Source organism: Microbacterium sp. SORGH_AS_0428, assembly GCF_031453615.1.
Classification (GTDB): domain Bacteria; phylum Actinomycetota; class Actinomycetes; order Actinomycetales; family Microbacteriaceae; genus Microbacterium.
This window is the reverse complement of the sequence record NZ_JAVIZT010000001.1, coordinates 2,468,783-2,492,959: the sequence shown is the minus strand read 5'-3', so window position 1 is coordinate 2,492,959 and position 24,177 is coordinate 2,468,783. Positions and strand designations below refer to the sequence as shown.

General features: G+C 70.1%; 21 protein-coding genes. 6 read left to right on the top strand and 15 right to left on the bottom strand.

Annotated features, from left to right (window positions below; translation table 11 throughout):
* Positions 1-91: 91 nt before the first annotated feature.
* Entirely contained in the window at positions 92-3,646 is a 3,555-nt protein-coding gene (locus QE374_RS12100; protein WP_309735187.1) for a TM0106 family RecB-like putative nuclease, read from the bottom strand.
* A 100-nt stretch (positions 3,647-3,746) separates the two neighbouring features.
* Here QE374_RS12100 and QE374_RS12095 point away from each other — a divergent pair, with 100 nt between their 5' ends.
* Positions 3,747-5,804 carry an NAD(+) synthase gene (locus tag QE374_RS12095; RefSeq protein WP_309735184.1) on the top strand — a complete coding sequence of 686 codons (2,058 nt, stop codon included), beginning with the start codon at positions 3,747-3,749 and terminating at the stop codon, positions 5,802-5,804.
* Positions 5,805-5,819: 15 nt separating this feature from the next.
* On the opposite strand, the gene QE374_RS12090 is transcribed toward QE374_RS12095, so the two are convergent.
* Positions 5,820-6,398 (bottom strand): hypothetical protein, encoded by a 579-nt coding sequence (locus QE374_RS12090; protein WP_309735182.1) that lies wholly within the window; start codon positions 6,396-6,398, stop codon positions 5,820-5,822.
* A gap of 177 nt (positions 6,399-6,575) precedes the next feature.
* Between QE374_RS12090 and QE374_RS12085 the strand changes: the two genes are divergently transcribed.
* The 3 genes from QE374_RS12085 to QE374_RS12075 are packed head-to-tail and all read left to right on the top strand — an operon-like array spanning position 6,576 to position 8,285.
* On the top strand, positions 6,576-7,526 hold the full coding sequence (locus QE374_RS12085; RefSeq protein ID WP_309735181.1) for an aldo/keto reductase: 951 nt from the start codon (positions 6,576-6,578) through the stop codon (positions 7,524-7,526).
* Positions 7,527-7,584: 58 nt separating this feature from the next.
* Complete coding sequence (locus tag QE374_RS12080) at positions 7,585-7,728, top strand: hypothetical protein (RefSeq protein ID WP_309735180.1); 144 nt, start codon at positions 7,585-7,587, stop codon at positions 7,726-7,728.
* Complete coding sequence (locus tag QE374_RS12075; RefSeq protein WP_309735178.1) at positions 7,728-8,285, top strand: nucleoside phosphorylase; 558 nt, start codon at positions 7,728-7,730, stop codon at positions 8,283-8,285. The genes QE374_RS12080 and QE374_RS12075 overlap by 1 nt, the downstream gene beginning before the upstream one ends.
* A 7-nt stretch (positions 8,286-8,292) precedes the next feature.
* On the opposite strand, the gene QE374_RS12070 is transcribed toward QE374_RS12075, so the two are convergent.
* The 4 genes from QE374_RS12070 to QE374_RS12055 all read right to left on the bottom strand — a co-directional run bounded on the left by QE374_RS12070 (position 8,293) and on the right by QE374_RS12055 (position 14,165).
* Positions 8,293-9,795: an MFS transporter gene (locus tag QE374_RS12070; protein WP_396653333.1), complete on the bottom strand. Its 1,503-nt coding sequence runs from the start codon at positions 9,793-9,795 to the stop codon at positions 8,293-8,295.
* Between the two features lie 2 nt (positions 9,796-9,797).
* Positions 9,798-9,977 carry a hypothetical protein gene (locus tag QE374_RS12065; RefSeq protein WP_243233624.1) on the bottom strand — a complete coding sequence of 60 codons (180 nt, stop codon included), beginning with the start codon at positions 9,975-9,977 and terminating at the stop codon, positions 9,798-9,800.
* Positions 9,978-10,047: 70 nt separating this feature from the next.
* Positions 10,048-13,008, bottom strand: coding sequence for an SMC family ATPase (locus QE374_RS12060; protein ID WP_309735175.1), 2,961 nt, complete (start codon positions 13,006-13,008; stop codon positions 10,048-10,050).
* Positions 13,005-14,165, bottom strand: coding sequence for an exonuclease SbcCD subunit D (locus QE374_RS12055; protein ID WP_309735173.1), 1,161 nt, complete (start codon positions 14,163-14,165; stop codon positions 13,005-13,007). Before QE374_RS12055 ends, QE374_RS12060 begins: the two co-directional genes overlap by 4 nt.
* Positions 14,166-14,247: 82 nt before the next feature.
* On the opposite strand from QE374_RS12055, the gene QE374_RS12050 reads away from it, so the two are divergent.
* Complete coding sequence (locus QE374_RS12050; protein WP_309735172.1) at positions 14,248-14,736, top strand: 8-oxo-dGTP diphosphatase; 489 nt, start codon at positions 14,248-14,250, stop codon at positions 14,734-14,736.
* Positions 14,737-14,754: 18 nt separating this feature from the next.
* Here the strand turns inward: QE374_RS12050 and QE374_RS12045 are convergent, their stop codons facing one another.
* Complete coding sequence (locus tag QE374_RS12045; RefSeq protein ID WP_309735170.1) at positions 14,755-15,582, bottom strand: oxidoreductase; 828 nt, start codon at positions 15,580-15,582, stop codon at positions 14,755-14,757.
* 116 nt (positions 15,583-15,698) lie between these two features.
* Here QE374_RS12045 and QE374_RS12040 point away from each other — a divergent pair, with 116 nt between their 5' ends.
* Positions 15,699-16,325: a TetR family transcriptional regulator gene (locus tag QE374_RS12040; RefSeq protein WP_309735169.1), complete on the top strand. Its 627-nt coding sequence runs from the start codon at positions 15,699-15,701 to the stop codon at positions 16,323-16,325.
* A 3-nt stretch (positions 16,326-16,328) separates the two neighbouring features.
* On the opposite strand, the gene QE374_RS12035 is transcribed toward QE374_RS12040, so the two are convergent.
* From QE374_RS12035 to QE374_RS12000, 8 genes are all read right to left on the bottom strand, one after another.
* Positions 16,329-16,556, bottom strand: coding sequence for a hypothetical protein (locus QE374_RS12035; protein WP_309735167.1), 228 nt, complete (start codon positions 16,554-16,556; stop codon positions 16,329-16,331).
* Complete coding sequence (locus QE374_RS12030) at positions 16,553-16,735, bottom strand: hypothetical protein (RefSeq protein WP_309735165.1); 183 nt, start codon at positions 16,733-16,735, stop codon at positions 16,553-16,555. Before QE374_RS12030 ends, QE374_RS12035 begins: the two co-directional genes overlap by 4 nt.
* Before the next feature lie 91 nt (positions 16,736-16,826).
* Positions 16,827-17,120, bottom strand: coding sequence for a GNAT family N-acetyltransferase (locus QE374_RS12025; RefSeq protein ID WP_234074575.1), 294 nt, complete (start codon positions 17,118-17,120; stop codon positions 16,827-16,829).
* 40 nt (positions 17,121-17,160) lie between these two features.
* Positions 17,161-18,606 (bottom strand): family 1 glycosylhydrolase, encoded by a 1,446-nt coding sequence (locus QE374_RS12020; RefSeq protein ID WP_309735163.1) that lies wholly within the window; start codon positions 18,604-18,606, stop codon positions 17,161-17,163.
* Complete coding sequence (gene yicI / locus QE374_RS12015; protein WP_309735160.1) at positions 18,603-20,828, bottom strand: alpha-xylosidase; 2,226 nt, start codon at positions 20,826-20,828, stop codon at positions 18,603-18,605. The genes QE374_RS12020 and yicI overlap by 4 nt, the downstream gene beginning before the upstream one ends.
* Positions 20,828-21,736: a carbohydrate ABC transporter permease gene (locus QE374_RS12010; protein ID WP_192900635.1), complete on the bottom strand. Its 909-nt coding sequence runs from the start codon at positions 21,734-21,736 to the stop codon at positions 20,828-20,830. Before QE374_RS12010 ends, yicI begins: the two co-directional genes overlap by 1 nt.
* The gene (locus QE374_RS12005) at positions 21,736-22,716 is read right to left on the bottom strand and encodes a sugar ABC transporter permease (protein WP_309735156.1); all 981 of its coding nucleotides are present in this window, start codon (positions 22,714-22,716) and stop codon (positions 21,736-21,738) included. Before QE374_RS12005 ends, QE374_RS12010 begins: the two co-directional genes overlap by 1 nt.
* A 68-nt stretch (positions 22,717-22,784) precedes the next feature.
* A complete protein-coding gene (locus tag QE374_RS12000) occupies positions 22,785-24,098 on the bottom strand; it encodes an extracellular solute-binding protein (protein ID WP_309735154.1) in 1,314 nt (437 codons plus the stop codon).
* Between the last annotated feature and the right edge of the window lie 79 nt (positions 24,099-24,177).

The window sequence follows — 24,177 nt, the reverse complement described above, 5'->3', positions numbered from 1 at the left end:
CGGCCATGGCCATCACCGCCTCTCGGTCTTCTCGGGTGAGATCTCCGCGCGGGACGTGCCCGCGCTCCGCCCGCTCAGCGGGCCCGGGCGATCATACCTCTCCCGGGTGACCGCTTCGCATCCGTGTCGCCGTGGCCGGTGACGGCTCGTCCTCGCCGACCAGTCGCGCGAACGCACTCAGCCGCGCCACCCCCTCGGGGGTGCGCGGCAGGTCGTCGAGCAGGTCGGGCGAGAAGACGACGTACGCGGCGAACTGCGCGCGAGAGACGGCCACGTTCAGCCGGTTCTGCAGCAGCAGGAACTCCAGTCCGCGCGGAGCCTCGCGACCCGACGACGCGGCCAGCGACACGATCGCGACGACTGCCTCCTGACCCTGGAACTTGTCCACCGTGCCCACCCGGATGCCGGTGAGACCCGCCGCCTCCAGCGCGTTCTCCACCTCGACCTGCTGGCCGTTGTAGGGCGTCACGACGATGACGTCCGCGGCGGTGAGCGGCCGTGCGAGCGCCTCGCCGTCATCCCGGCTTGTCCACGTGCGGCCGATCGTGTCGCGGACGATGCACACCACTTCCGCCGCCTCCTCGGGTGAGGCGACGGCGTTGCCCGCGTGCACCACCGGGACCGGGTGCACGCCCGGCTGGACGCCGTCCAGCCGGCGAGTGGCCGTCACGGGCGCGGAGGCGAGTTCACCGTCGTAGGAGAGCTCCGACACGGCGCTCGCGAGCGCGGGATGCATCCGCCAGGTGTGTGAGAGGAAGTAGCCGTGGGATGGGGGCAGCACCGCGGCGCCGTCCATGACCCACCCCAGCGCCGACTCGTCGACGGGTTCGGGATGCGTGCCCTGGCTGACCTGCGGCAGCTGCTGGGGATCGCCCAGCAGCAGCAGGCGGCGAGCGGCCCGGGACACGGCGATCGTCGATGCGAGAGAGAACTGTCCCGCTTCGTCGATCACGAGCAGATCGAGGCTGCGACGGGGAACGCGGCCGGCGTGGCTGAAGTCCCACGCGGTTCCACCGACGACGAAACCGCCGGGCCGGTCCTCGGTGAACGCCGCGAGAGCGTTCTTCTCGAACACGGTGAACGACACGGCATCCGCCTGGCTCGGGTCTTTGAGCGCCTTGCCGACGAGCGTCGACGCCAGGCCCGCAGCCACGATCCGATCCAGCATGTGCTCGACGACGGCGTGCGACTGCGCGACGACACCCACCCGGAAGCCACGCTCGGCCACGAGGCGCGCGACCACGTGGGAGCCCACGTAGGTCTTGCCCGTGCCGGGAGGGCCCTGGACGGCGAGATAGCTGTCATCGAGGTCGACGACGCTGCGGACGATGGCCGCGACGTCGTCGCCGGCAGAGGGTGTCAGAGCGTCCGTCGTGGTGCGCGGCGCGACGCGACGCAGGATGTCGGTGGCCGCGTCGAGCGGGAAGTGCGGATCGGCGTCGATCAGCGCGTCCGCCCACGCGTCGATCGCTGCCTGCTGGTTGCCGGCCGCGGGCGGAGCTGCGGGCGCGAGGGCGATCGGCAGATCCGGCCAGGTCTCGCCGTCGGCGGCGAGCTCTTCTACGACGGCACCGTCATCGAGCGCCTCGACGATGCGCACCGCGCGCGCCGCGTGGATCCATCGCGGGGATGCTTCGCCGAACGGCGCCGGCGTGGCATACACGAGGAAGGGCTGAGTGCCGACGCTCAGCCGCGTGCCCGGTGCGGGCTCCCCCCGAAGCTCGAGGCGGCGTCGCAGGGCGCGCTGGCGCCCCTGACCCGGCTGCCAGTCGTCGACGACACGCGTGCGCGCGCCGTCGAGCACGACGACGTCGCGGGTGTCCTCCCACAGCGACACCGGCTCGCGGAGCCGGAGGAAGTGCGAGGCCCAGAAGGTCTTCGCCTCACGCGGGTAGTAGTCGATCGCCGCAGCCCCGAGACGCAGAGCCGCCGCGTCCGCCTCGTCGTCGGTGACGGCCGCGCGGCGCTGGAGCGCGACGGAACGGAACGACGGCTCGTAGACGTCCTCGCCGACGACGGGATCCGCGGACGGGAAGAGCTGCGCCTCGCGCGCGCGGTCGACGAGCCAGTCGCGCAGGCGGAGGGTCGAGACACAGTCATCGCGGTTGTACTCGGCCAGATCATCGAGCACGAGCTGAGCCTCGGCACCCTGCCCCGCCTCGAGCAGCGCACGCGCCTCGACGTAGCGCACGATCGAGTCGTCGCCGCGCTGCACATCGCTCGTACGGCGCTGGGCCCCCATGTACAGCGGCTCGAGCTTCTTGATGGAGTACGACCGGGACCCGACCCGCAGCGCCCGGCGGACGATCGGATACAGGTCGACGAAGACGCCGTCGCGCAGCAGACGGTCGACCTCTGCCTCGCGGGTGCCGTGACGCGCGGCCATCGCCAGCAGGTGTGTCGGCTCGTAGGGCGCGTAGTGGTAGATGTGCATGCCCGGATGCGCGCGCCGACGCAGATCGACGAAGTCGATGAACGTCTCGAGCGCCGCCTTCTCGTCGGGGAACGAGTGCGCCCACAGCGCCGTGTACTGCTGCTCGGGGTCGATCCACCCGAAGAGATAGTCGATCCCCCAGTCGCCGGCCCCCTCGGTGTACAGCGGGTCTCCCTCGAAATCGAAGAAGAGATCGCCCGCGTCGCGTCGTGGCAGGGCGGCGAGCGCCTGCGGCAGCACGACCTCGTAGCGCGGCACGGCGTCGGCGGGCACCGTTCCGTCGGGTCCGGGCACGCCCGCGGGACTCTCCAGCTGGAGACGGGCCTGCGTCCGCAGCGACGCGAAGACGTCGTCGCTCATGCGCTCGGGCGCCCCCGCTGCCGCCGCCAGCTGATCGATCGTCGTGATGCCGGCGGAGCGCAGACGCTCACGCTGCACGGGGCGCATACCGGCGACGAGCAGCAGGTCGCGATGCGCGGCCACCTCCGTCACGCACGTCGCGCAACGCCCGCACGCCACGACACGCAGCGCTCCGCGGCCGTCTGCCCACACGATCGGCTCGCCGGCGGCACCGGCGGCCAGATCGCGGTCGGCGATGAGCGCACGCAGGCGTGCGCGACGCTGCCGGTACACCGGCAGGAGATCGCGCACCCGATGGGTGCTGACCGAGCCGTCGCCCAGCAGCAGCTCCACACGGTCGGCACGGGGAACCCTCGCCGCGTCGAGCTGATCGACATATGCCGCAAGCTGCATCAAGGCGGTCACGCGCGCGTGGCGGGCCAGTTTGGTGTCCTGCACGATCCACGCGCCGTCGTCTGCGCGCACCAGGAAGTCGGCGAAGCCCACGAACTCATCGGTGCGGAACGCCGCCTGGTAGACGACGTGAGCACGCGGGTCGGCGAGAGCGGCGACGGTCGCGGCGACCGCATCCGACATCGCCGCCTCATCGCCCGAGCGGGTGTCGGGGATCTCGACGACCGCGTCGCCGAACTCGTCGCGATAGCGCTGCAGCACGGCCAACTCATGCCGCGTGCCGAGCCTGGCCGCCCGCTCGAGCATGACGTCTTCGGGCTCGACGACCGCGGGGATGCGGCCCAGCCGCGCGTCGAGCTGGCGCAGCCACGCGAACTCGCACTCCGCGGCGGCCTTGAGGTCGCTCGCGCTCCACACCAGGCGCCCGCTGTCGGACCCCGCAGGCTCGATGTATCGCATCAGCTCCCTTTCCTTCATCGACCCTAGTTGCGGCCGCCGACAGCGCCTCCCGGCGACGCAACCCCGTTCTGCGCCCGCGTACGGGTGCCAGACTGGACACGTGAGCACGCACCTGCCCTTCACGAACCCCTACCGGCACGGCTTCGCCCGCGTCGCCGCCGTCACGATCCCGGTCGGCGTGGCCGATCCCGCGACGAATGCGGAGGCCGTGCTCGCCGAGGCGCGCGCCTGCCACGACGACGGCGTCGCCGTCGCGCTCTTTCCCGAACTGAGCCTCAGCGGCTACGCGATCGAGGACCTCGTGCTGCAGGAACCTCTGCTGGATGCGGTGGCCGCGGCCATCGAGCGGATCGTCACCGCATCCGTCGACCTACGGCCCCTGCTGGTCGTCGGCGCGCCGTTGCGCCACGGCAACCGCCTCTACAACTGCGCGGTCGTCATCCACCGCGGTGAGCTCCTCGGGGTCGCCCCGAAGTCGATGCTCCCCACCTACCGGGAGTTCTACGAGCGCCGGTGGTACGCACCGGGCGACGACCAGCGCGGCGGCGACATCCGCATCGGCGACCTCTACGCCCCCTTCGGACCCGACCTGCTGTTCGAGGCGTTGGACGTGGACGGGCTCGTCGTTCACGCCGAGGTCTGTGAGGACATGTGGGTTCCCGTCCCGCCCTCGTCCGAGGCGGCGCTCGCCGGGGCGACGGTGCTCCTGAACCTCAGCGGCAGCCCGATCACGATCGCCCGAGCCGACGACCGGAAGCTGCTCTCGCAGTCCCAGTCGCTGCGCTGCCTCGCCGCCTACGCCTATGCGGCGGCGGGCCAGGGCGAGTCCACGAACGACGTCTCGTGGGATGGCCAGACCATGATCTATGAGGGCGGCCAGCTGCTCGTCGAGACCGATCGGTTCCCGGACGCGGCTCGCCGCAGCGTCGCCGACGTCGACCTGGACCGCCTGCGCCAGGACCGCCTGCGCCAGGGCACCTTCGACGACAATCGGCGTTCCCTCGCCGACCGCGTAGGCGCGTTCCGCACGATCCACTTCCGTCTGGACCCGCCCGCCGAGCTCTCCGGCCTGCGCCGCCCGGTCGCGCGGTTCCCCTTCGTGCCGGCCGACCCCGCGCGCCTCGCGCAGGACTGCTACGAGGCCTTCAGCATCCAGGTCTCCGGACTCGAGCAGCGGATGCGGGCGATCGGATCCCCGCGCCCCGTCATCGGTGTCTCGGGGGGTCTCGATTCCACCCACGCGCTCCTGGTCGTCGCCCGTGCGATGGACCGGATGGGGCGTCCGCGCAGCGAGATCCTCGCCTACACGATGCCCGGTTTCGCGACCGGCGACGGCACCAAGTCCAACGCGATCGAACTCGCCGAGGCGATCGGCGCGACGATCGAGACGATCGACATCCGCCCCGCCGCCACCGAGATCCTGCGCGGCATCGGCCACCCCGCCGCCGAGGGCGAGCCGCTCTACGACGTCACGTTCGAGAACGTGCAGGCGGGGGTCCGCACCGATCTGCTGTTCCGCCTCGCGAACCGTCACGGCGGCGTCGTCATCGGAACCTCGGACCTGTCCGAACTGGCGCTCGGCTGGGCCACGTACGGCGTCGGCGACCAGATGAGCCACTACGCCGTCAACGCCGGCGTTCCCAAGACGCTGATCCAGCACCTCATCCGCTGGGTGATCGCAGACGGCGTCGGGATCGACGAGCGCACGGCCGCCGTCCTGCAGGCGGTCCTGGGCACCGAGATCAGCCCGGAGCTGGTTCCCGCGGGCGAGGACGGCAAGGTGCAGTCGACGGAGGACGCCATCGGCCCGTACGCGCTGCATGATTTCACGCTGTTCCACGTCCTGCGTTTCGGGATGCGGCCGTCGAAGATCGCGTACCTGGCGGAGGTCGCCTTCGCGGACGCGGAGGCGGGACTCTGGCCGGCCGGATTCCCCGACGACGAGCGGTACGTCTACGACCGCGAGACGATCGTGCAGTGGCTGCGGGTGTTCCTCAGGCGCTATTTCGGGTTCGCCCAGTTCAAGCGCACCGCGATCCCCAACGGCCCGAAGGTGTCCCCCGCAGGATCGCTGTCGCCGCGCGGGGACTGGCGAGCGCCGAGCGACGGGAACGCCGCCGCCTGGCTCAGCGAGTTGGATGCCGCGCTCGAGGACTGAGCGGGCCGAGGATGCTCAGTCCTCCTCGGGAGCCCAGGCGAGCGTGATCACGAAGGCGTTCCGGGAGAGATCCTGGATCGTGTAGCTCGTCGGCCGATCCCGCACCCATCCGCGGTGGCCGCCCTGGTCGAGCTTGACGGATGTGGCCGACAGCCGCGGTCCGCGCCCGTCGGCGGCGAGCACCGCCTGAGCCCGACTCCAGTGCGTGAGCAGATCCAGGTCGGTCGCTCCCTCCCACAGCTGGCTCTGCGCCCGCATCACCGCGCGGGTGTGCGTGTCGGGATGCAGGTCGCGCAGGTCGATCCCGACGCGGACGCCAGGTTCGCTCACCGCGACGACGTTGGCCGCGCGGTACTCGGCGACGGTCACGACGAGATCGAGCTCCTCGCCGTCGAGCGAGGCGATCAGGCGCGTGTGATGGCCGAACGTCGTGGGCGCCTCGCGTTCGATGCGCACGGCTGCCGGGTCGACGCCGAGTCGCGCACCGATGATCGCCCGGGCCAGCAGACGCTTGCGGTCGTGCGCGGTGACCGAGGGGTCCCACCCGAGTCGAGCGTCGATTCCCGCCGGTGTGTCGAGAACGACCGATTCCATCGCTGCCTCCCGAGATCGCGGGCACAACCGTCTGCGCCCTGTCTTCGACCCTAGCCCGGCCCCGCCGCGCGGCCACCGGTCGATCCCGGAAGTAATGGGAATGGGCGGCGGCATCCCCGTCTTGTTCATAAGGAGTGCGCGCACACTGACCGTGCGCGGCAGCGACGAAAGGACATCATGACCCGTATCGGACGCAGCGACCTCGACGTCTTCGGCCTCTCCCTCGGCGGCAACGTGTTCGGCTGGACGGCCGATCGTGACGCCTCCTTCGAGATCCTCGACACGTTCCACGACGGCGGCGGCAACTTCATCGACACCGCCGACGCCTACAGCGCGTGGGTGCCGGGCAACAGAGGAGGAGAGAGCGAGACGCTCATCGGCGAGTGGTTGGCCGCACGCAAGCCCCGCAACCTCGTCATCGCCACCAAGGTGAGCCAGCACCCGGAGTTCCGCGGTCTGTCCGCGAAGAACATCCGTGCGGCCGCCCAGGCGTCGCTGAAGCGGCTCGGCGTCGACACGATCGACCTCTACTACGCCCACTTCGACGACCCCGAGACGCCGCTCGAGGAGACCGTCGCCGCCTTCACCGACCTGGTCAACGACGGCCTGGTCCGCTACACGGCCGTCTCCAACTACTCGGGCGAGCGCATCCGTCAGTGGATCGAGCTCGCGCAGGCCGCAGGCGGGCCGCTCCCGATCGCCGTCCAGCCCCACTACAACCTCGTGCACCGTAACGACGTCGAGGAGCACATCATCCCCGTCGCCGAGGAGTTCGACCTCGCGCTCGTGCCCTATTACGGCCTGGCCTCGGGGTTCCTCACGGGCAAGTACCGTTCGGCGGATGCGGCAGGGGCGAGCTCCCCGCGCGCCGAGGGCGCCGCCAAGTATGCGACACCCCAGGGCCTCGCGATCATCGACGCGCTCGAGCGCATCGGCGGCGAGCACGGCGCGTCCATCGCGGCGACGGCCCTCGCCTGGCTCCGCCAGCGACCCACCGTCGTGGCGCCCATCGCGAGCGCCTCTCGCGCGTCGCAGGTCCCCGATCTGCTGACGAGTGTCGGCGTGGTGCTGACCAGTGAGCAGATCGCCGAGTTGGACCGCCTCTCCACCTGGCAGCCCACCTCCTGAGCACGCCTGTCGAGCCCGCGACGACCACGATCACCGCGGGCTCGTCTACGCTCGCAGGGTGAGTCTTTTCGGTTCCGGCCCCAGCGACGACCAGGGCAAGCCCTCCGCCACCCGTATCGGCATCTGGATCGCCGTCGCCGGCGTCGGCGTCTTCTTCCTCATCTCGGGGATCATCGGCATCGTCAGCGGGGGCGGGAACTGATGCGCCTGCTCGTCGCCGCGCTCGAGAGCGAGGTCGTCGCCTTTCCCGCGGAGCTCGAGGGCTTCGATCGGCTCATCACCGGCCCCGGCAAGCTGCCGGCCGCCGTGAACCTCACACGTGCGCTCAGCGCCGCCGACTACGAGGAGATCGTCGTGGTCGGCACCGCCGGCTGCATCGATCCGCTGCTGCAGGGCGACCTGCACGAGATCGCCGGTGCGATCCAGCACGACGTGACAGACCCTGACGGCGTCGTCGGTCAGCATCTGTCGCTTCCCGCGCGGGTCGGCCACGACCGCGAGGGCGTCGTCATCGCGACGGGCGACTCGTTCGTCGACGACGCCGAGACCGTGACGCTCATCCGGTCGCTGGGCGCGGGCCTCGTCGATATGGAGACGTACGCGTACTTCTGGGTGGCCGCCGAGTTCGGTGTGCCCATCCGCGTCCTCAAGGCGGTCTCCGACAACGCCCAGGACGATGCGATGACCGACTGGGATGCCGCCGTCACCGCTTGCAGCCACATCCTGCGCGAGCGCATCCGCGCCGACTACGGAGTTTGACCCCGGCTCAGGATGCCGCGTCGGCGACCTTCTGGGAGCGACGTCTCGCGCCGAGGTCGGCGACGGCGATGACGAAGGCGACGGCGAGGAACAGCGCGACGGTGACCATCCCGAAGCCGTACGCGTCGTGGAAGACGACCGCATCCTCCGCCGCGTGGCCGTCTTCGCGATAGACCGTCGCGTAGAAGAGAGCGAGCGCGACCGCGGTTCCCACCGCGGTGCCGATGCGCTGGCCGAGCTGTCCGACCGAGCCCGCGAGCCCGCCCTCGCGCACGGGGATGTCGGCGAGGGTGAGGGTCTGGTTCGGCGAGACCACCAGGCCGCCGCCGATGCCGCCCAGGAGCATAGCGCCCGCCATGACGAACGGCGTGACGGAGTCGGGGACGTAGAGCGCGGTGGCGACGAGGCCGGCGACGCAGGCGAGCATCAACCCGAGCCCCACGACCACGACGGGCCTGCCGAACCGCACGACGAGCGACCCTCCGATGTAGGAGGAGACGGCGCTGGCCAGCGCGAAGCCGATCGTCACCATGCCAGCGAAGACGGGTTCGATGTGCAGACCGCTCTGCAGGTAGAGGGTGGTCATGAGGAACATCGACGGGACCGCGGCGAAGTAGGTCGTCTGCAGGAGCGTGCCGTTGCGGTACGAGCCGATCCGGAAGAGCTTCAGCGGGATGAGCGGCTGCTTGCCGACTCGGGTGTAGCGCTGCTCCCACGCCACGAACCCGGCCGCGAACAGCACGAACAACACGAGCAGCCACCACCGTCGCGGGTCGTCCCCCGGCGCACCCGTGGTGAACAGGAACGGCCACATGAGCGAGATCACGGTGAGGGCGAACAGGATGACGCCGACCGGATCGAGGGCGAGCTTGCGGTGCGAGCGGGTGCGTGTGGCGGGCAGCAGGAGGGCTGCCAGCAGGATGGCGATCAGTCCGAGCGGCAGATTCATCCAGAAGATCCACCGCCACCCGTCCTGAGGACCGCCCACCGCGATGAGAAGCCCGCCGAGGGTCGGCCCGAACGCCGTCGCCACACCGATCGTGGCACCGAACAAGCCGAAGGCGCGGCCGCGCTCCTTGCCCTGGAACAGCTGCTGGATGAGACCGAGCACCTGGGGCATCTGGATGCCGGCCGCCGCCCCCTGCAGCAGACGGGCGATCAGGAGCACGGTGGAGTTCGGCGCGATCGCGCAGACCACGCTCATGGCGGTGAACAGCGTGAGCCCGATCAGGAAGAGGGCGCGACGGGAGCGCTGGTCGCCGATGCGTCCCATCGGCACGAGGAACAGACCGAACGTGAGGACGTAACCGGAGACGATGAGCTGCAGCTCGGTCGCCCCTGCGGAGAAGGCCGTCTCGATCGACGGCAAAGCCACATTGACCTTCGACAGGTCGAGGATCGTGAGACCGGCGACCGCGACGCACACCCAGAAGGCCCGCCAACGTGCGGCGGAGCTCAGCGGGATGTCGGTCGTGACCGGGTGCGCCTCGGATGCGCCGTCGGCCGCCACGCTCAGTCCCCGCTGCGGCTGAGGGCCGAGCGCAGCACGAGGAAGACGACGAGCGCGACAGCGGCGACGATGACGAGCTTGAAGACGAAGGCGATCACCGAGAACAGCAGGTTGACGAGGAACCAGCCGATCACGATCGACGCGATGACGGCCAGCACCGTCCACAGGGTGTTCTTGCTCACTCCTCCACCTTAGGCGCGCGTGCGGATGCGGGGTCCCGGCTTGCGTCTGACGAGGATTCGTCGATCGTCGTCATCGCTGCCGGATGATGCTCGGCCCCTGCGGCGTCGCCTCGATCGTCAGCTGGGCGGGCAACTGGTCCTTCATCGCCTCGACGTGGCTGATCACCCCCACCGTGCGGCCTCCCGCGCGGAGCTCGTCGAGGACGCTCATCGCGAGCTCGAGAGTCTCGGCGTCGAGCGAGCCGAATCCCTCGTCGATGAAAAGGGTGTCCAGCCGCATCCCGCCGGCGCGCGCGGTGACCACCTCGGCCAGCCCCAGCGCGAGCGACAGCGATGCGAGGAACGTCTCGCCGCCCGACAGCGACTGCGGCGGGCGCAGCTGGCCTGTGAAGGCGTCCATGACCTCGATCCCGAGTCCGGATGCGGCGCCACGCGCGGCCAGCGCATCGGAGTGGTGAAGGCTGTATCGCCCCGCCGACATCTCGGCCAGGCGACCGTTGGCCGCGATGACGATCTCCTCCAGCTCGGCCGCCAGCACGAACGTCTCGAGCGTCATGCGCCGCGTGTTCGGCGCGCGCCCGAGCAGGGTGTCGGCGAGCCGCGTCACAACCGCCGTCTCCTGGGCAAGCTCGGCCACCGCCGCGTAGGCCTCGTCGATGCGCACGACGAGATCGCTCAGCCGATCCGCCGTGGACTGTGCCCGGCTGAGCTCCGCGATCGCATGGCCGCGCGCCCGGTCCGCCTCCTCGGCCTTCTGCCGCGCCTCGTCGAGCTCGACCGGCGCCTCCGGCACACCCGCCAGCTCGAGCTGCAGTTCGAGCAGTTGTGCGCGCACCAGCGCGAGATCGCGCTCGTGCGTCTCGACCCGTTCGACGAGCGCCGCCATGTCCGTGCGCGAGCGCAGGGCGTCGGCAGCGTCGAGCGGATCCGTGAAGCCCGCCTGTTCGGCAGCCTCTGTGACCTCGGTCACCGCCGCATCCGCCGCCTGCTGGGCGATGATCAGCGCCGCCTGCGCGCTGCGTCGGCGACGCGCGCGCTCGCGTCGCGCGACGAGGGCGGCGCGGCGGTCGGCGACGCTCTCGAACCCCTCGCGCGCACGCTCGACGGTCTGCACGATCTCCTCCCGGCGCGCCGACAGCGCGGCGACGCGCGTCGCGGTCTCCCGTTCGTCACGGATCGCGCCCTCGACCGCCGCAGCGAGCTCGGCCTGCTGCGCGTCGATGCGCGCGAGGTCGCGCTCGATACCGCCGAGATGCGCCTGCGCGTCGCGTGCGCGCTGCAGTGCCTCCTCGGCGTCGGCGAGAGCCCGGTCGAGCGCTTCGGCGCCGGCGCCCCCCGCGACCGCGCGGGCCTCGGTGAGCTCGTCACGCAGACGGCGCGCTTCATCCGCGGCCCGCGTCTCCTCCGCCCGGGCGCGCACGACGGCGGCCTCGGCGTCGGTGATCGTGTCGTCCGTGACGGCGTCGTGCGCGCGCGGCGCGGGATGAGGATGCTCGGTGGAACCGCACACGGCACAGGGCTCGCCGGGCACCAGCGCAGCCGCGAGTTCGCCCGCGCGCTCCGCGACACGTCGACGCATCAGACGTGCGAGCGTCGCGGATGCCGCCGCCGACGCGTCGAGCGCTGCGGTGTAGGCGGCCTCGGCTGCGGTGAGCCTCGCATCCGCATCCGCTGCCCGCCTCCCTGCCTCCCGCCGCAGCCGCGCGCCCTCCACAGCGCTCTCCCCCTCGGGGATACGGCCCGCATCGACGGCGGCTTCGGTCCGGGCGGCGAGAAGAGCCTCACGGCGGGCCGGCGCTTCGGTCGTCTCGGCTGTCAGGCGTCGGAGCGTCGCGCCCGCATCGTCGAGGGCGCCGTTCGCGAGCGCGAGCTCCGCATCCAGGTCGTGCAGCTGACGCTCGCTCTCGGCCGCCGCATCCACGCGGGCGAGCTCGCCCGTCAACTCCTCGTCGGTCGCCTCGAGATCCGCCGCCGGGTCCTCACCGGCGACGAGCCATTCTTCATCGGCCGCCGCGGACTCGGTCTCGGCCGCGCGGGCGGCGAGACCCGTCCGCGCGGCGCGCTCGATGGCGCCGCGCAGCGCCTCGGCGGCGACCGCGCGATCACGTTCGACGCGTGCGTCGGCGACGCTGTCCGCCTCGGCCTCGAGGGCCGCGAGGCGTGCAGCCGCCTCGTCGCGGGCGCGTTGGGCCTGTCGCTGGCGCTCGCGGAGCGTGAGGTCGGCGGCGGCGGCGGTCCAGGCCTCGTGGGCGTTCGCCCGCGCGATCTCCGCGGTCTCGACCCGGTAGCGTGCCCGCTCCGTCGCGGTGCGCACCGCCTCGCGCCGCGCGGCGAGGTCGTCGGATGCGGGCGGCTCGGCCTCGTCGTCGATCAGCAGCTCGCCCTCGGCCAGCAGCGCATCGGCGTGCACTGCCCGCTCCCGCAGCCGTTGCTGCGTCTCGCGCCGCCGGTCGTCGAGCTCGCGGGCGTAATCCTCATAGCGCCGGGTGCCGAACAGCGTGCGCAGCAGCGCCTGACGTTCGTCGTTTCGGGCCAGCAGGAAGCGGGAGAACTTGTTCTGCGCCAGCAGGATGACCTGCTGGAACTGCTGCAGGTTCAATCCCAGCACCCGATCGAGGATCTCGCCGACATCGCGCGGACGCGAGGCGCGGCCGATCCAGACGCCGTCGACGAGTTCGAACAGCTCGGCGCGCGCCGGCTCGGTCGTCATCCCACCGCCGCGCAGCTTCGGGCGCGCATAGTCGGGCGAGCGGACGACCTTCCAGCGCACATCGCCGATCGTGAACTCGAGACTCACCTCAGTGGGGTCGTCGGGCGCGCAGTGATCGCTGCGCAGGCGCTTGTCGGGGCCGTCGTAACGCGGCACGTTGCCGTAGAGGGCGAATGCGACGCCGTCGAGAACACTCGACTTCCCGGCGCCCGTGCGACCGGTGATGAGGAAGATGCCGTCGTCGGCGAACGCGTCGAAGTCGACGACCTGCCGATCGCGGAACGGACCGAAACCCGCGAGCTCGAGCCGGTGGAGCCTCACGCCCCGGCCTCGACGAGGGCGTCCTGCTTCTCGGCGAGCGTCGCGCGCAGCAGCTCGGCCTCGGCGGGCGACGCGGCTTCGCCCTCGCGGACGTGGCCGAGGAAGGCGTCGATGAGCTCCCGGTCGCTGCGTGCCTGGCGGACGCGCTGCACGTAGCTGGACACCACCCCGGCATCGGCGCGGTCGGGGACGTGCGCCACGCTCGCGCAGAACGGGAATCGCTGCTGCAGCCGGCGCATGACGTCGCGCTGCGGCAGCGCATCGGTGTACTCCGCGCTCACCCATGCCGACTCGGCGTCGGCGAAGCGCGGATCGGCCAGCAGGTCGTCCAGCGGTGCGCGCAGCACCTCGAGGCGGCGCGGAACGCTCACATCACGCCAGGCGACCGACGCGAGCCCCGCCTCATCGAGATCGACGATCCAGACGCCGCGACGGCGCCCCTTCTCACCGAAGCCGTAGTGCAGCGGCGCGCCCGCATAGCGCACGCGGTCGCTGAGCTGCTGGCGTCCGTGGATGTGGCCGAGCGCGACGTAGTCGGGACCGTCGAACACCGCCAGCGGCACGACGTCGAGAGAACCCTGTCGGATCTCGCGTTCGAGCCCCGGCGTCGCCTCGATCCCCGCGGCGAAGCAGTGCGAGACGACGACCGAGCGACCGCCGCGCTCGTCGCGGTCGGCGCGAACGAGGTCCATCGCGTGCTGCAGGGTCTGCGCCTGGGTGCGCAGTTCGGCCTCCGGCCACAGGTGACGCACCTGTGCCGGGGCGAGGTAAGGGATGCCGTAGACGTGCACCGGGCCGTGCCGGTCGTCGACCGTGATGGGCGCGGCCAGACGGGCGGGATCGGTGAGCACGTGGATCCCGTCGCGCAGCAGCCGCGCCTGGAAGCCGAGGCGCGCGGCCGAGTCGTGGTTGCCGCTCGTGACGACAACCTGCGCTCCGGTTTCGCGCAGTCCGACCAGCGCATCGGTCAGCACGGTGTAGCACTCGGGGGCAGGGGCGGCCGAGTCGAAGACGTCGCCGGCCACGATGACGAGATCGATCGCCTCCTCGCGCACGATCGACACCATCTCGCTCAGCACACCGCGCAGGGCGTCGATCGTGGTGTACCCGTGGAAGGTGCGCCCGATGTGCCAGTCCGAGGTGTGCAGGATCCGCATGCATTCACGGTACGGGCGGCCTCGGACACGGCGTCGGACGCTCGCCACAGTTCCGAAACATTGCCGCCGTAAGGTGGCGGGCATGGCCATCCGCGACGTCTGCGTCGTCTACATCCTGCGCGGGCACGCGTCGGATGCGCAGGTGCTGTTGGGCTACAAGCGCACCGGCATGGGCCTGGGTCGTGTCGTGGGCATCGGCGGCAACGCAGAACCCGGCGAGAGCATCGTCGATGCGGCCGTGCGCGAGGTGCGCGAAGAGACGGGACTCGCGATCGATCCCGCCCTGCTGGAGCCGGTGGGCCGGCTCGTCTACCGCTTCCCCTCCCGTGACAGCTGGTCGCAGCGCTCGCACGTCTTCGTCTACCGAGCGCCGGTGACCGAGCCCGTCGAGACGGAAGAGATCGTGCCGGCCTGGTTCGGCCTCGACGAGGTGCCCTACGAGCGGATGTGGGACGACGCGCGCCGGTGGCTGCCCGCGGTGCTTCGCGGCGGCACCGCGTACGGCAGCTACACGTTCGGCGACGACCTCGCGACCGTCGTGGCCGAGTCGCCGGGCACGCCCGCCGCGTGAGACTCAGGTGTCCTCGCCCTACGCCGTCAGCCCGTTGAGCTTGCGGATCTGTGCATCGAAGAAGGATGCGGGCGCCACGCGTCGCAGAAGGCTGGCGGCCTTCGCGGTGCGGCCGGCGGTGTAGCGCACCTTCGGGTGGAGAACCGTCGCCGCTGTCAGGACGACCTCGGCGACGATCTCCGGCGCATCGGCGGTGCGCATAGCCTCGGCGAGCACCTTGCGCACGGATGCGCGCTGCTGTTCGTAGGCGGGAAGCGGCGAGTCACCCCAACGAGTGTTCGCCTCGAACCCGGTCTTGGTGTAGCCCGGCTCGACGAGGGAGACCCGGATGCCGTGTGTGCGCACCTCGTGGTCGAGGGACTCCGAGTATCCCTCGACGGCGAACTTCGTCGCCGCGTACAGGGCCATGAACGGAGCGGGGATGACGCCGAGCACGGACGAGACGTTGACGATGCGTCCACGGCCCGCGTCACGCATGTGGGGCAGAACCGCATTGGTCATCCGGATGACCCCTGTCAGGTTGATGTCGATCGTCTGCTGAACCTGCGCGATCGACGCCTCCTCCGCTGCGCCCGCCAGCCCCGCGCCCGCGTTGTTCACCAGCACGTCGATTCGGCCGTGCTGTGCGATGACGTCGGCGACGAGAGTCTCGACCGACCTGTCGTCGGCGACATCCAGGCGGGCGAGCCCCCCGCCGTCGGCCGCCGTGTCCGAGTCACTGTTGCGACTGGTACCGACCACGATGAAGCCGGCTTCGCGGAGCGCGCGTGCGCTCGCCTGCCCGATGCCTCCGCTCGCTCCGGTGACCACTGCCACACGCCGCTCCGCATCGATTCGCTCGTTCATTCCGTTCCACCTCTGGATCACTGCCGGTTGATTGGATTACGATCGTAATCTAATCATGCTGGCACGGAGTCCGCGCGATGCGGATTTCACCCGGAAGGTGCGATCCTGGAGATCTGATGGCCCGGTACAACAGCGCCCACAAGGAAGCCACGCGGCAGCGCATCATCGATCGCGCCGGCCGCCGATTCAAACGCGAAGGTGTCGACGCGGCGGGGATATCCGCGCTGATGTCCGACGCGTCGCTGACCAATGGCGCGTTCTACGCCCACTTCGAATCGAAGGCGGATCTCGTCTGCGCAGTGATCAGCGACCAGCTGCAGCGACAGCGAGACGCCTACGGCAGGACGCCCTTCACGCGCGAGCGCTTCGAGCAGTTCGCCCGCGCCTACCTGTCGCCTGAGCATCGCGCAGACCACGAGGGCGGCTGCCCCTCCGCGGCGATGCTCGAGGATGTCGTCCACAGCGACGCACGGACGCGGCACCACTACACCGAGGGCATGCTCGCGATGATCGACGACGTCGCCGCATTCCTCCCCTCGGAGGATGCACGCGTGCGCGCCGCGGGACTGTTCGCATCGATGATCGGCACGCTGCAGCTCTCGCGCGCCATCGACGATCCGGACCTCTCGAATGCGCTGCTCGTGCAGGGGCTCGAGGGGATCCTCGATCTCATCGAGCGCTATTGCGCCGATCGTCGCGTCGCGCAGACCGCAGCCGAGTCGCCGGGCACGCCCGCCGCGTGAGGCTCAGGCGTTGACCTGCTCCGCGAGGCGCGCGAGTTCCTCGTCGTCGGTCTCGATGGCGGCGTCGTCGAAGCGCTGACGCAGCACGTCGATGACGCGCTCGATCGGCAGGCCCCTCACGTCGACACGCGTCTGGGCGATGATCCCGTCGACCTTGTCCTGACGCGTCGCGATGTGCTGGTCCATGACCGGCTCGTCCTGCGTGCCCTCGGGGAACGATTCGGTGCTCATTCGGCGTCTCCCGTCGCCAGGTCGGGGTCGGCGCCCTGCGACGGCTCGTCGGACTCCACCAGCTCCGGCGACGCCTCGGCGCGCTCGTTCTGCTCGGCGGCCTCCTCGTCGGAGGTGCCCTCCCAGCCGCCGGGCGGGTCGGCGTTGATCACGCCCTCGGGCAGATCGCGATCGTCCATGGCGCACTCCCTTTCGTCGGGTCTCAGCATCCCGGAACCGACGAGAGCACGCTCAGGGGATTGACGCCCGTTGACCGCGACGGTAGGGCGCTCAGACGCGCTGCTGAAGGATGCCCGCACGCTCGGGATGAGCGGCGAACCAGTCGGCGACGTACCAGCACATCGGCACGATCTGGCGGTCGCCCGCCTGCTCGAGCAGGCTGACGGCGCGCTCGACGATCTCGCCCGCGTAACCGTGGCCGCGGAAGCTGGGCACGGTGAAGGCCCGCGTCATCGAGACGCTGCGCCCGTCGTCGCGGTAGTCGAGGACGCTCACGAGGTCGTCGCCGAGGTACAGCGCGTAGCGGGATGCATCCGTCTGGTCTTCGAAGCGGAACTCGGTCACCCCGCCAGGCTACGCCGTCGACGAGGTGACCGAGGCCGTCTCACCCGAGCTCGTCGGCGGCCGGGATCGCGCGGGTGCGCGCGAGACGCCGGTACCAGAGTCCCGAGTCCTTGACGGTGCGCTCGAGGGTGTCGAAGTCGACCCGCACCACGCCGAACCGCTTGGCGTAGCCGTAACCCCACTCGAAGTTGTCCAGGAGCGACCACACGAAGTATCCGCGCAGGTCCACGCCCTGCTCGAGGGCACGGTGCGCGGCGGTGAGGTGGCGCTGCAGGTAGTCGACGCGCTCGGCGTCGTGGACCGCGCCGTCCGGCGCGACGTCGTCCGCGAACGCGGCACCGTTCTCCGTGATCATGAGCGGCTGCGCGGGGAACTCGTCGCGAAGCGCGAGCAGCAGCTCTTCGAGTCCCTCCGGCGCGATGTTCCAGCCCATCTCCGTGTAGGGGCCCGGCTGCTCGACGAACTCCACCAGCTGGTCGCTGCCGGGCCAGGCCGTCCCGCCCGCGCTCGCCTTGTGCCCGTCGTTCTGCTGGCGCGGCGAGGAGCCGTCCCACAGACGCACGGTCGCCGTCGAGTAGTAGTTGACGCCGAGCACGTCGATCGGCTGGTTGATCCGCTCCAGGTCGCCGTCTCGCACGAAGGACCAGTCCGTGACGGATGCGGTGTCCTCCAGCAGATCGGCGGGGTATTCGCCCTTCAGCATGGGATGCGTGAAGGCGCGGTTCGCGAGCGCGTCGATGCGGCGCATCGCCTCCCCCGACCGCTCGCCCACGCCACGCAGGACATGGAAGTTGAGGGTGACGGAGTACTGCGGGTCGCCCGTGGAGGTCGCGCGCAGCGCCTGGAGGGCGCGCCCGTGGGCGAGGTTCAGATGATGCACGGCGGCGAGAGCCGCCGCGGGCTCGTGGCGGCCGGGCGCGTGACCGCCCTGTCCGTAGCCGAGGTAGGCCGAGCACCACGGCTCGTTCAGCGTCGTCCAGGTGTGCACCCGGTCGCCGAGGGCCGCACCCATGACCTCGGCGTAGCGCTCGAAGGCGTCGGCGGTCGCCCGCACGGGCCACCCGCCCGCATCCTCCAGCGGCTGCGGCAGGTCCCAGTGGTAGAGGGTCGCCACCGGACGGATGCCACGCTCGAGGAGCCCGTCGACCAGTCGCGAGTAGAAGTCGATGCCGGCTCGGTTGACCTCGCCCGTTCCGGTGGGCATGATCCGCGGCCACGCGATCGAGAACCGGTAGGCGTCCAGGCCCAGCTCGGCCATCAGGTCGAGGTCGCTCTCCCAGCGGTGGTAGTGGTCGCACGCCACATCACCGGTGTCGCCGTTCCACACCCGGCCGGGCGTGTGGCTGAAGGTGTCCCAGATCGAGGGGCCGCGACCGTCCTCTGCGGCGGCCCCCTCCACCTGGTACGAGGCCGTCGCCGACCCGAACGTGAATCCGGGAGGGAACACCAGGCCGCTGTCTCGGAAATCCGCGTTGCCCGTGCTCATCGGGTCACCTCCGCAAGGTCTGCGCGCAGCGTCTGGCTGCGTCCGTCGGGCGTGGTCACGACCACCTCGGCGACGCCTTCTCCGCCGGGGAACACCCGCAGCGTCAGCCCCTCCAGGTAATCGTAGTCAGGCCGGTCGCTCCGGGCGCCCCAGGGCAGGACGGCACCCGGACGCACGTACAGCGGCAGGGAATCGACGCCGTGACGCTCGCGGCGCCACCCGCCCCCGGCGCTCTCCCCGGTCAGCAGATGGGTCCACTCGCCCTCCGGCAGATAGAACTCCACGTCGCCGTCCGCCGAGAACACCGGCGCGACGAGCAGGTCGCCGCCGAGCATGTACTGGCGATCGAGGTGGGCGCAGGTCGGGTCGTCGGGGAACTCCATCGCCATCGGGCGCAGCAGCGGCACGCCGTCGGATGCGGCCTCCACGCCGCGCTGGAAGAGATACGGCATGAGCCGCATCTTCAGCTGGGTGAAGATGCGCGTGACCTCGACCGCCTCGTCATCGAAGTTCCACGGCACGCGGTAGGACTCCGAGCCGTGGAAGCGACTGTGGGAGCTCAGCAGGCCGAAGGCCGTCCAGCGCTTGAACACCTCGGGGTCGGGGGTGCCCTCGAACCCGCCGATGTCGTGACTCCAGTGGGCGAAGCCGCTCCACGCGAGCGAGAGACCGCCGCGGAGCGTCTCCGCCATCGACACGAACGTCGACGTGCTGTCGCCGCCCCAGTGCACCGGCATGGACTGCCCGCCGGCCGTCGCCGACCGCGCGAACAGCACCGCGTCGTCCGCGCCGCGCGCCTCGACGAGCACCTCGTGCACGGCCGCGTTGTACAGGTGGGTGTAGAGGTTGTGCATCCGATCGGGAGCGCTGCCGTCGGCGTAGACGACATCGAGCGGGATGCGCTCGCCGAAGTCGGTCTTGAAGCAGTCCACGCCCTGCGCGACGAGAGCACGCAGCTTGTCCTGGTACCACCGGGTCGCGTCGGGGTTCGTGAAGTCCACGAGCCCCATGCCCGCCTGCCAGAGGTCCCACTGCCAGACCGAGCCGTCCGCGCGCCGCACGAGGAAGCCCTGGGCGGCCGCCTCGGCGAAGAGCGGCGAGCGCTGCGCGATGTACGGATTGATCCACACGCACACGCGGAGGTCGCGCTCGTGCAGCCGCCGCAGCATCCCGTCCGGATCGGGGAACACCCGCGGGTCCCACTCGAAGTCCGACCAGTTGAACTCGCGCATCCAGAAGCAGTCGAAGTGGAAGACCGACACCGGCAGCTGGCGCGCGGCCATCTCGTCGATGAACGACGTGACGGTCGCCTCGTCGTAGTCCGTCGTGAAGCTCGTGGACAGCCACAGTCCGTACGACCATGCGGGCACGATCGGCGGACGCCCGGTGAGCGCGGTGTAGCGCGTCAGCACATCCTTGGGGGTCGGGCCGTCGATCACGAAGTACTCGAGCACCTCGCCGGGCACGGAGAACTGCACCCGTTCGACGGTCTCGGACCCGATCTCGTAGGAGACGTGTCCGGGATCGTTCACCAGCACGCCATAGCCGCGGCTGGACACGTAGAACGGGACGTTCTTGTACGCCTGTTCACTGGAGGTCCCGCCGTCGGCGTTCCAGATCTCGACGCTCTGCCCGTTCTTGACGACGGGACCGAAGCGCTCGCCGAGACCGTAGATGAGCTCACCGACGCCGAGATCGAGCTGCTCATGCACGAACGTGTGCGCGCGGGCGCTGCTGCCGCCCGCCCTGGCGTTGTCGACGATCCCCGGATCGACCTGGGCGTCGCCGGCGAGGGTGATGTACCCCTGTGCCTTGTGCCCGCTGCCGGTGAGGCGCTTGTCGCCGGAGAAGAACTCCAGCGACCACGGCGCCCCCGCGGCGATGCGCGCGGTGAGGGATCCGGTGCGCAGGCGCGCACCTGCCGCATCCGCTTCGACCTCGGCGGCACCCGCCACGGCCGCGATGCCGAAGGCGAGCGGCGGGGTACCGCCGTCGTGGTGGACGATGCGCACGCGCACCACTCCTTCGGCGGGCGAGGAGAGCGTGACCGTCAGCGTCGCGCGGTTCAGGGTGTCTCCCCGGCGCTCGATGACCTTCGTCGGCGCGGTGATCACCAGCCCGGGACCGTCCAGCGTCTCGGTCTCCCAGATGTCGTACGCCTCCTGTGCGTACAGGGCCGTGACCCCGGGGCGCAGCTGCCAGAAACCATCCGTGAACTTCATTACTTGACTGCTCCTGCGGTGATGCCGCGCGTGAGGGTGCGCTGGAAGATGAGGAAGAAGAGGAGGGTGGGGATCAGACCCAGCAGTGCGGAGGCGCTGGTCGTGGTGACGTCCATGAGCCGATCGCCCTGCAGGACGCTGATCGCGACCGGCACGGTCTGGTTGGCGTTGGACACCAGGAACGTCAGCGGGATGAGGAACTCGTTCCACGTCCAGATGAAGAAGAAGATGACCAGCACCGAGAGCGTCGGACGACTGATCGGGAAGACGACGCGCCACAGGATCTGCCAGCGGCTGGCGCCGTCCATCGCCGCGGCCTCCAGGACCTCCTTGGGGAAGGTGCCGTAGACCGAGGCGAGCAGGTAGGTGCCGAAGGCGGCCTGGATCACCGTGAAGATGATGATCACCGACCACACGTTGTTGTAGAGCCCGACCGCCTTGGAGAGGTAGTAGAGCGGGTACAGCAGCGCCTCCTGGGGCAGGAGGTTCGCGAGCAGGAACAGCAGCACGATCCAGCTGCGCCCGCGCACCCGGCCGATGCCGATCGCGAACGCGTTCAGTACCGAGATGAGCACGGCCAGCAGCGCCACCATCCCGGAGATGAAGAACGAGTTCCACACCTTCTCGGGGAAGTTGACGCGCTCCCAGAACGCGGCGAGACCCGTGAAGTCGATCTGGCTGGGCAGCGCGAGGGGTCCCCCGTTCGAGTAGTCGGCGGGCGACTTGAACGAGTTCACGAGGATCAGGTAGAACGGCGCGATCACGACGATCGCCCCGACGATGACGAAGGCGAGCATCAGCCAGTCGATGCCGCGCGGGCGGGTCATGCCCCCGCGACCGCGACGCGGCGTGCGCGGGGCGCGACGCCCCTCGCCCTTCGTGGTGGTCACAGCCATGGTGACGGCCATCAGCGACCCTCCCTTTCCTTGCGCTCCGCCGCGTTCTGCGCGCGGATGAAGAGCACGGCGACGATCGCGATGACGATGGTGAGTGCGGTGGCGATGGTGGCGCCGTACCCGACCTGCTGAGCCTGGAAGAACTCGCTATAGGCGTAGTAGGCGGGCACGATCGTCGAGGTGCCGGGCCCGCCGCGAGTCAGCACGTAGACCGGGCCGAAGACCTTGAGGGCGGCGATCGTGCAGGTGAGGGTGACGACGAAGATCTCCGGGCGGATGATGCTCATCGTGATCGAGCGGAAGCGCTGGAACCAGTTCGCACCGTCGAGTTCGGCGGCTTCGTAGAGCTCGGGGTCGACGCGCTGCAGGGCCGCCATGAAGACGACGATCGGATACCCGAGCTGCACCCAGACGAGCACGACCATGATCGCGCCGAGGGCCGTGTCGGGGCTGCCGAGCCAGTTGTGCGCCAGGGATCCGAGACCGATGCTCTCCAGGATCGTGTTGAGCGCGCCGTCGTCGGGGCGCAGCACCCAGCCGATGACGATGCCGGCGATGGCCGCAGGGAGGATCTGCGGGAGGTAGTAGGTCGCGCGCAGGAAGCTCGCGAGACGCCCGCCGTACTTGCGGCCGACGACGTCGAACAGGAGGGCGGCGATGATGAGGCCCAGCACCGTGGGCAGGATCACCATGGCGACGATCATCCAGATGCTGTTGCCGAACGAGGTCCAGAACTTGGTGTCGCCGAACAGGCGCACCCAGTTCTCGACGCCGATCCACTCCGGCGGCTTGATGCCGCGCCAGCTCGTGAAGGAGAGGTAGATGTTCCAGACGAGCGGGATCAGGATCACGACGCTCAGCAGGATCAGGCCGGGGATGAGGTAGAGCCAGTAGCCGGCGGATCCGCGCCCGCGCTGCGGGATCAGCGGCTCCTCGGGCAGGGGCTTGGTGCGCCGCGCTCTGGGCGGCCGCACGAACGGGACGGCGGACATGACCGTCTCCTCACTTGGTCGAAGGGATGGGGGTGGCGGAGGGGCGGTCGCCCCTCCGCCACCGGAGGTCAGCCGCGCAGGCTCGAGACGTACGACTCGTACTCGTCACCGAGTCCGGTCTGCACCTGCTCGGGCGTCGAGCTGCCGTTGGCGAGGTTCTGCAGCTGGGCGACGAGCGTGTCGTAGAACGTCGGCGTGGGCCAGTCCGGGTAGAACGAGAGGCCGTCGGAGTCGAGGATCGAGTTGAACGCGGTGATGAGCTCCTTGCTCTTCTCATCCGTGATGTCGGACTCGTTCGCCGCCACCGGAACGCCGCCGTTGTTGCCGATGATCGCCTGGATCTCGGGGCGCAGCGTGATGTCGATGAACTTGTAGGCCAGATCCTTGTTCTTCGCGTTCTCCGGAACGACCCAGAGGTTGCCCGAGGAGCCGAGGCTCAGCTTGCTGCCGGGGAAGTTGAAGATGCCCCAGTCGTACCCGCTGATCTCCTCGGTGAAGCGGCCGTACCACCAGCTGCCCGACACGAAGATCGGGTAGTTGCCGGCGATGAACGCGGTGCCCGCATCCTCCGCCTTCATGCCCGCCACGTCCGGCGAGATGTAGCCGGCGTCGACGTACTCCTTGAGGGTGTCGGTCGCGTAGGTGATGGGCTCGTCGTTCCAGTCCACCGGGTTCTTGTAGAGCTGGTAGTCGTCGACCCACGAGCGGTCGGCCTTGCTCAGCGCCAACTGGTACCAGAGCTGTCCGAGCGGGTACTCCGCGCCCGCTTCGGCGAGCGGCGTGATGCCCTTGGCGACGAACGCGTCGAGCACCTTCACGAACTCGTCGTAGGTCGTCGGCACCTCGAGACCCGCATCCGCGAAGGCCTGCTTGTTGTAGTAGACCGTGACGAACTCGCCGTAGTTCGGGATGCCGTACCAGGCGTCGCCGCCCATGACGCCGTCCTCGCTGTAGCGGGCCGTGGTCTGCAGCGACGGGGCGAGCTTGTCGGCCCAGCCGTTCTCCTCGACCGCCGACGTGATATCGGTGAGCAGACCCTGGCTGGCAAGGAGACCGGCGGTCGCGTTGCCCTTGTTGTACTCCATGATGTCCGGCGCCTCGTCCGAGTTCAGCACCTGGCTGGCAGTGGAGCGGATCTGCTCGAAGCCCTTGGCCTCGAAGTCGACCTTGGCGCCGGTCTCGTCTTCGAAGACCTTGATCGCCTCGTCCCAGGCCTTGCCCATGGCGCTGTCTTCACCCTCGTAGTGCCAGAGCGTGAGGGTGTTGGAGTCCTCCGGGCTGCCGCCGCCGCCCGAGCAGGCACTGAGGGCGAGGGCAGCCACGGCGACGCCGCCGAGCAGGATGAGGGAGCGGTGTGTGGTGCGTGATGTGATGCGTGCCATCTTCGGCACTCCTTTCATGGTGACCGTCGGTGGTCAGGTGTTGCGGGACGGGCGAAGCGACCTATCGAAGCGCTTCGAT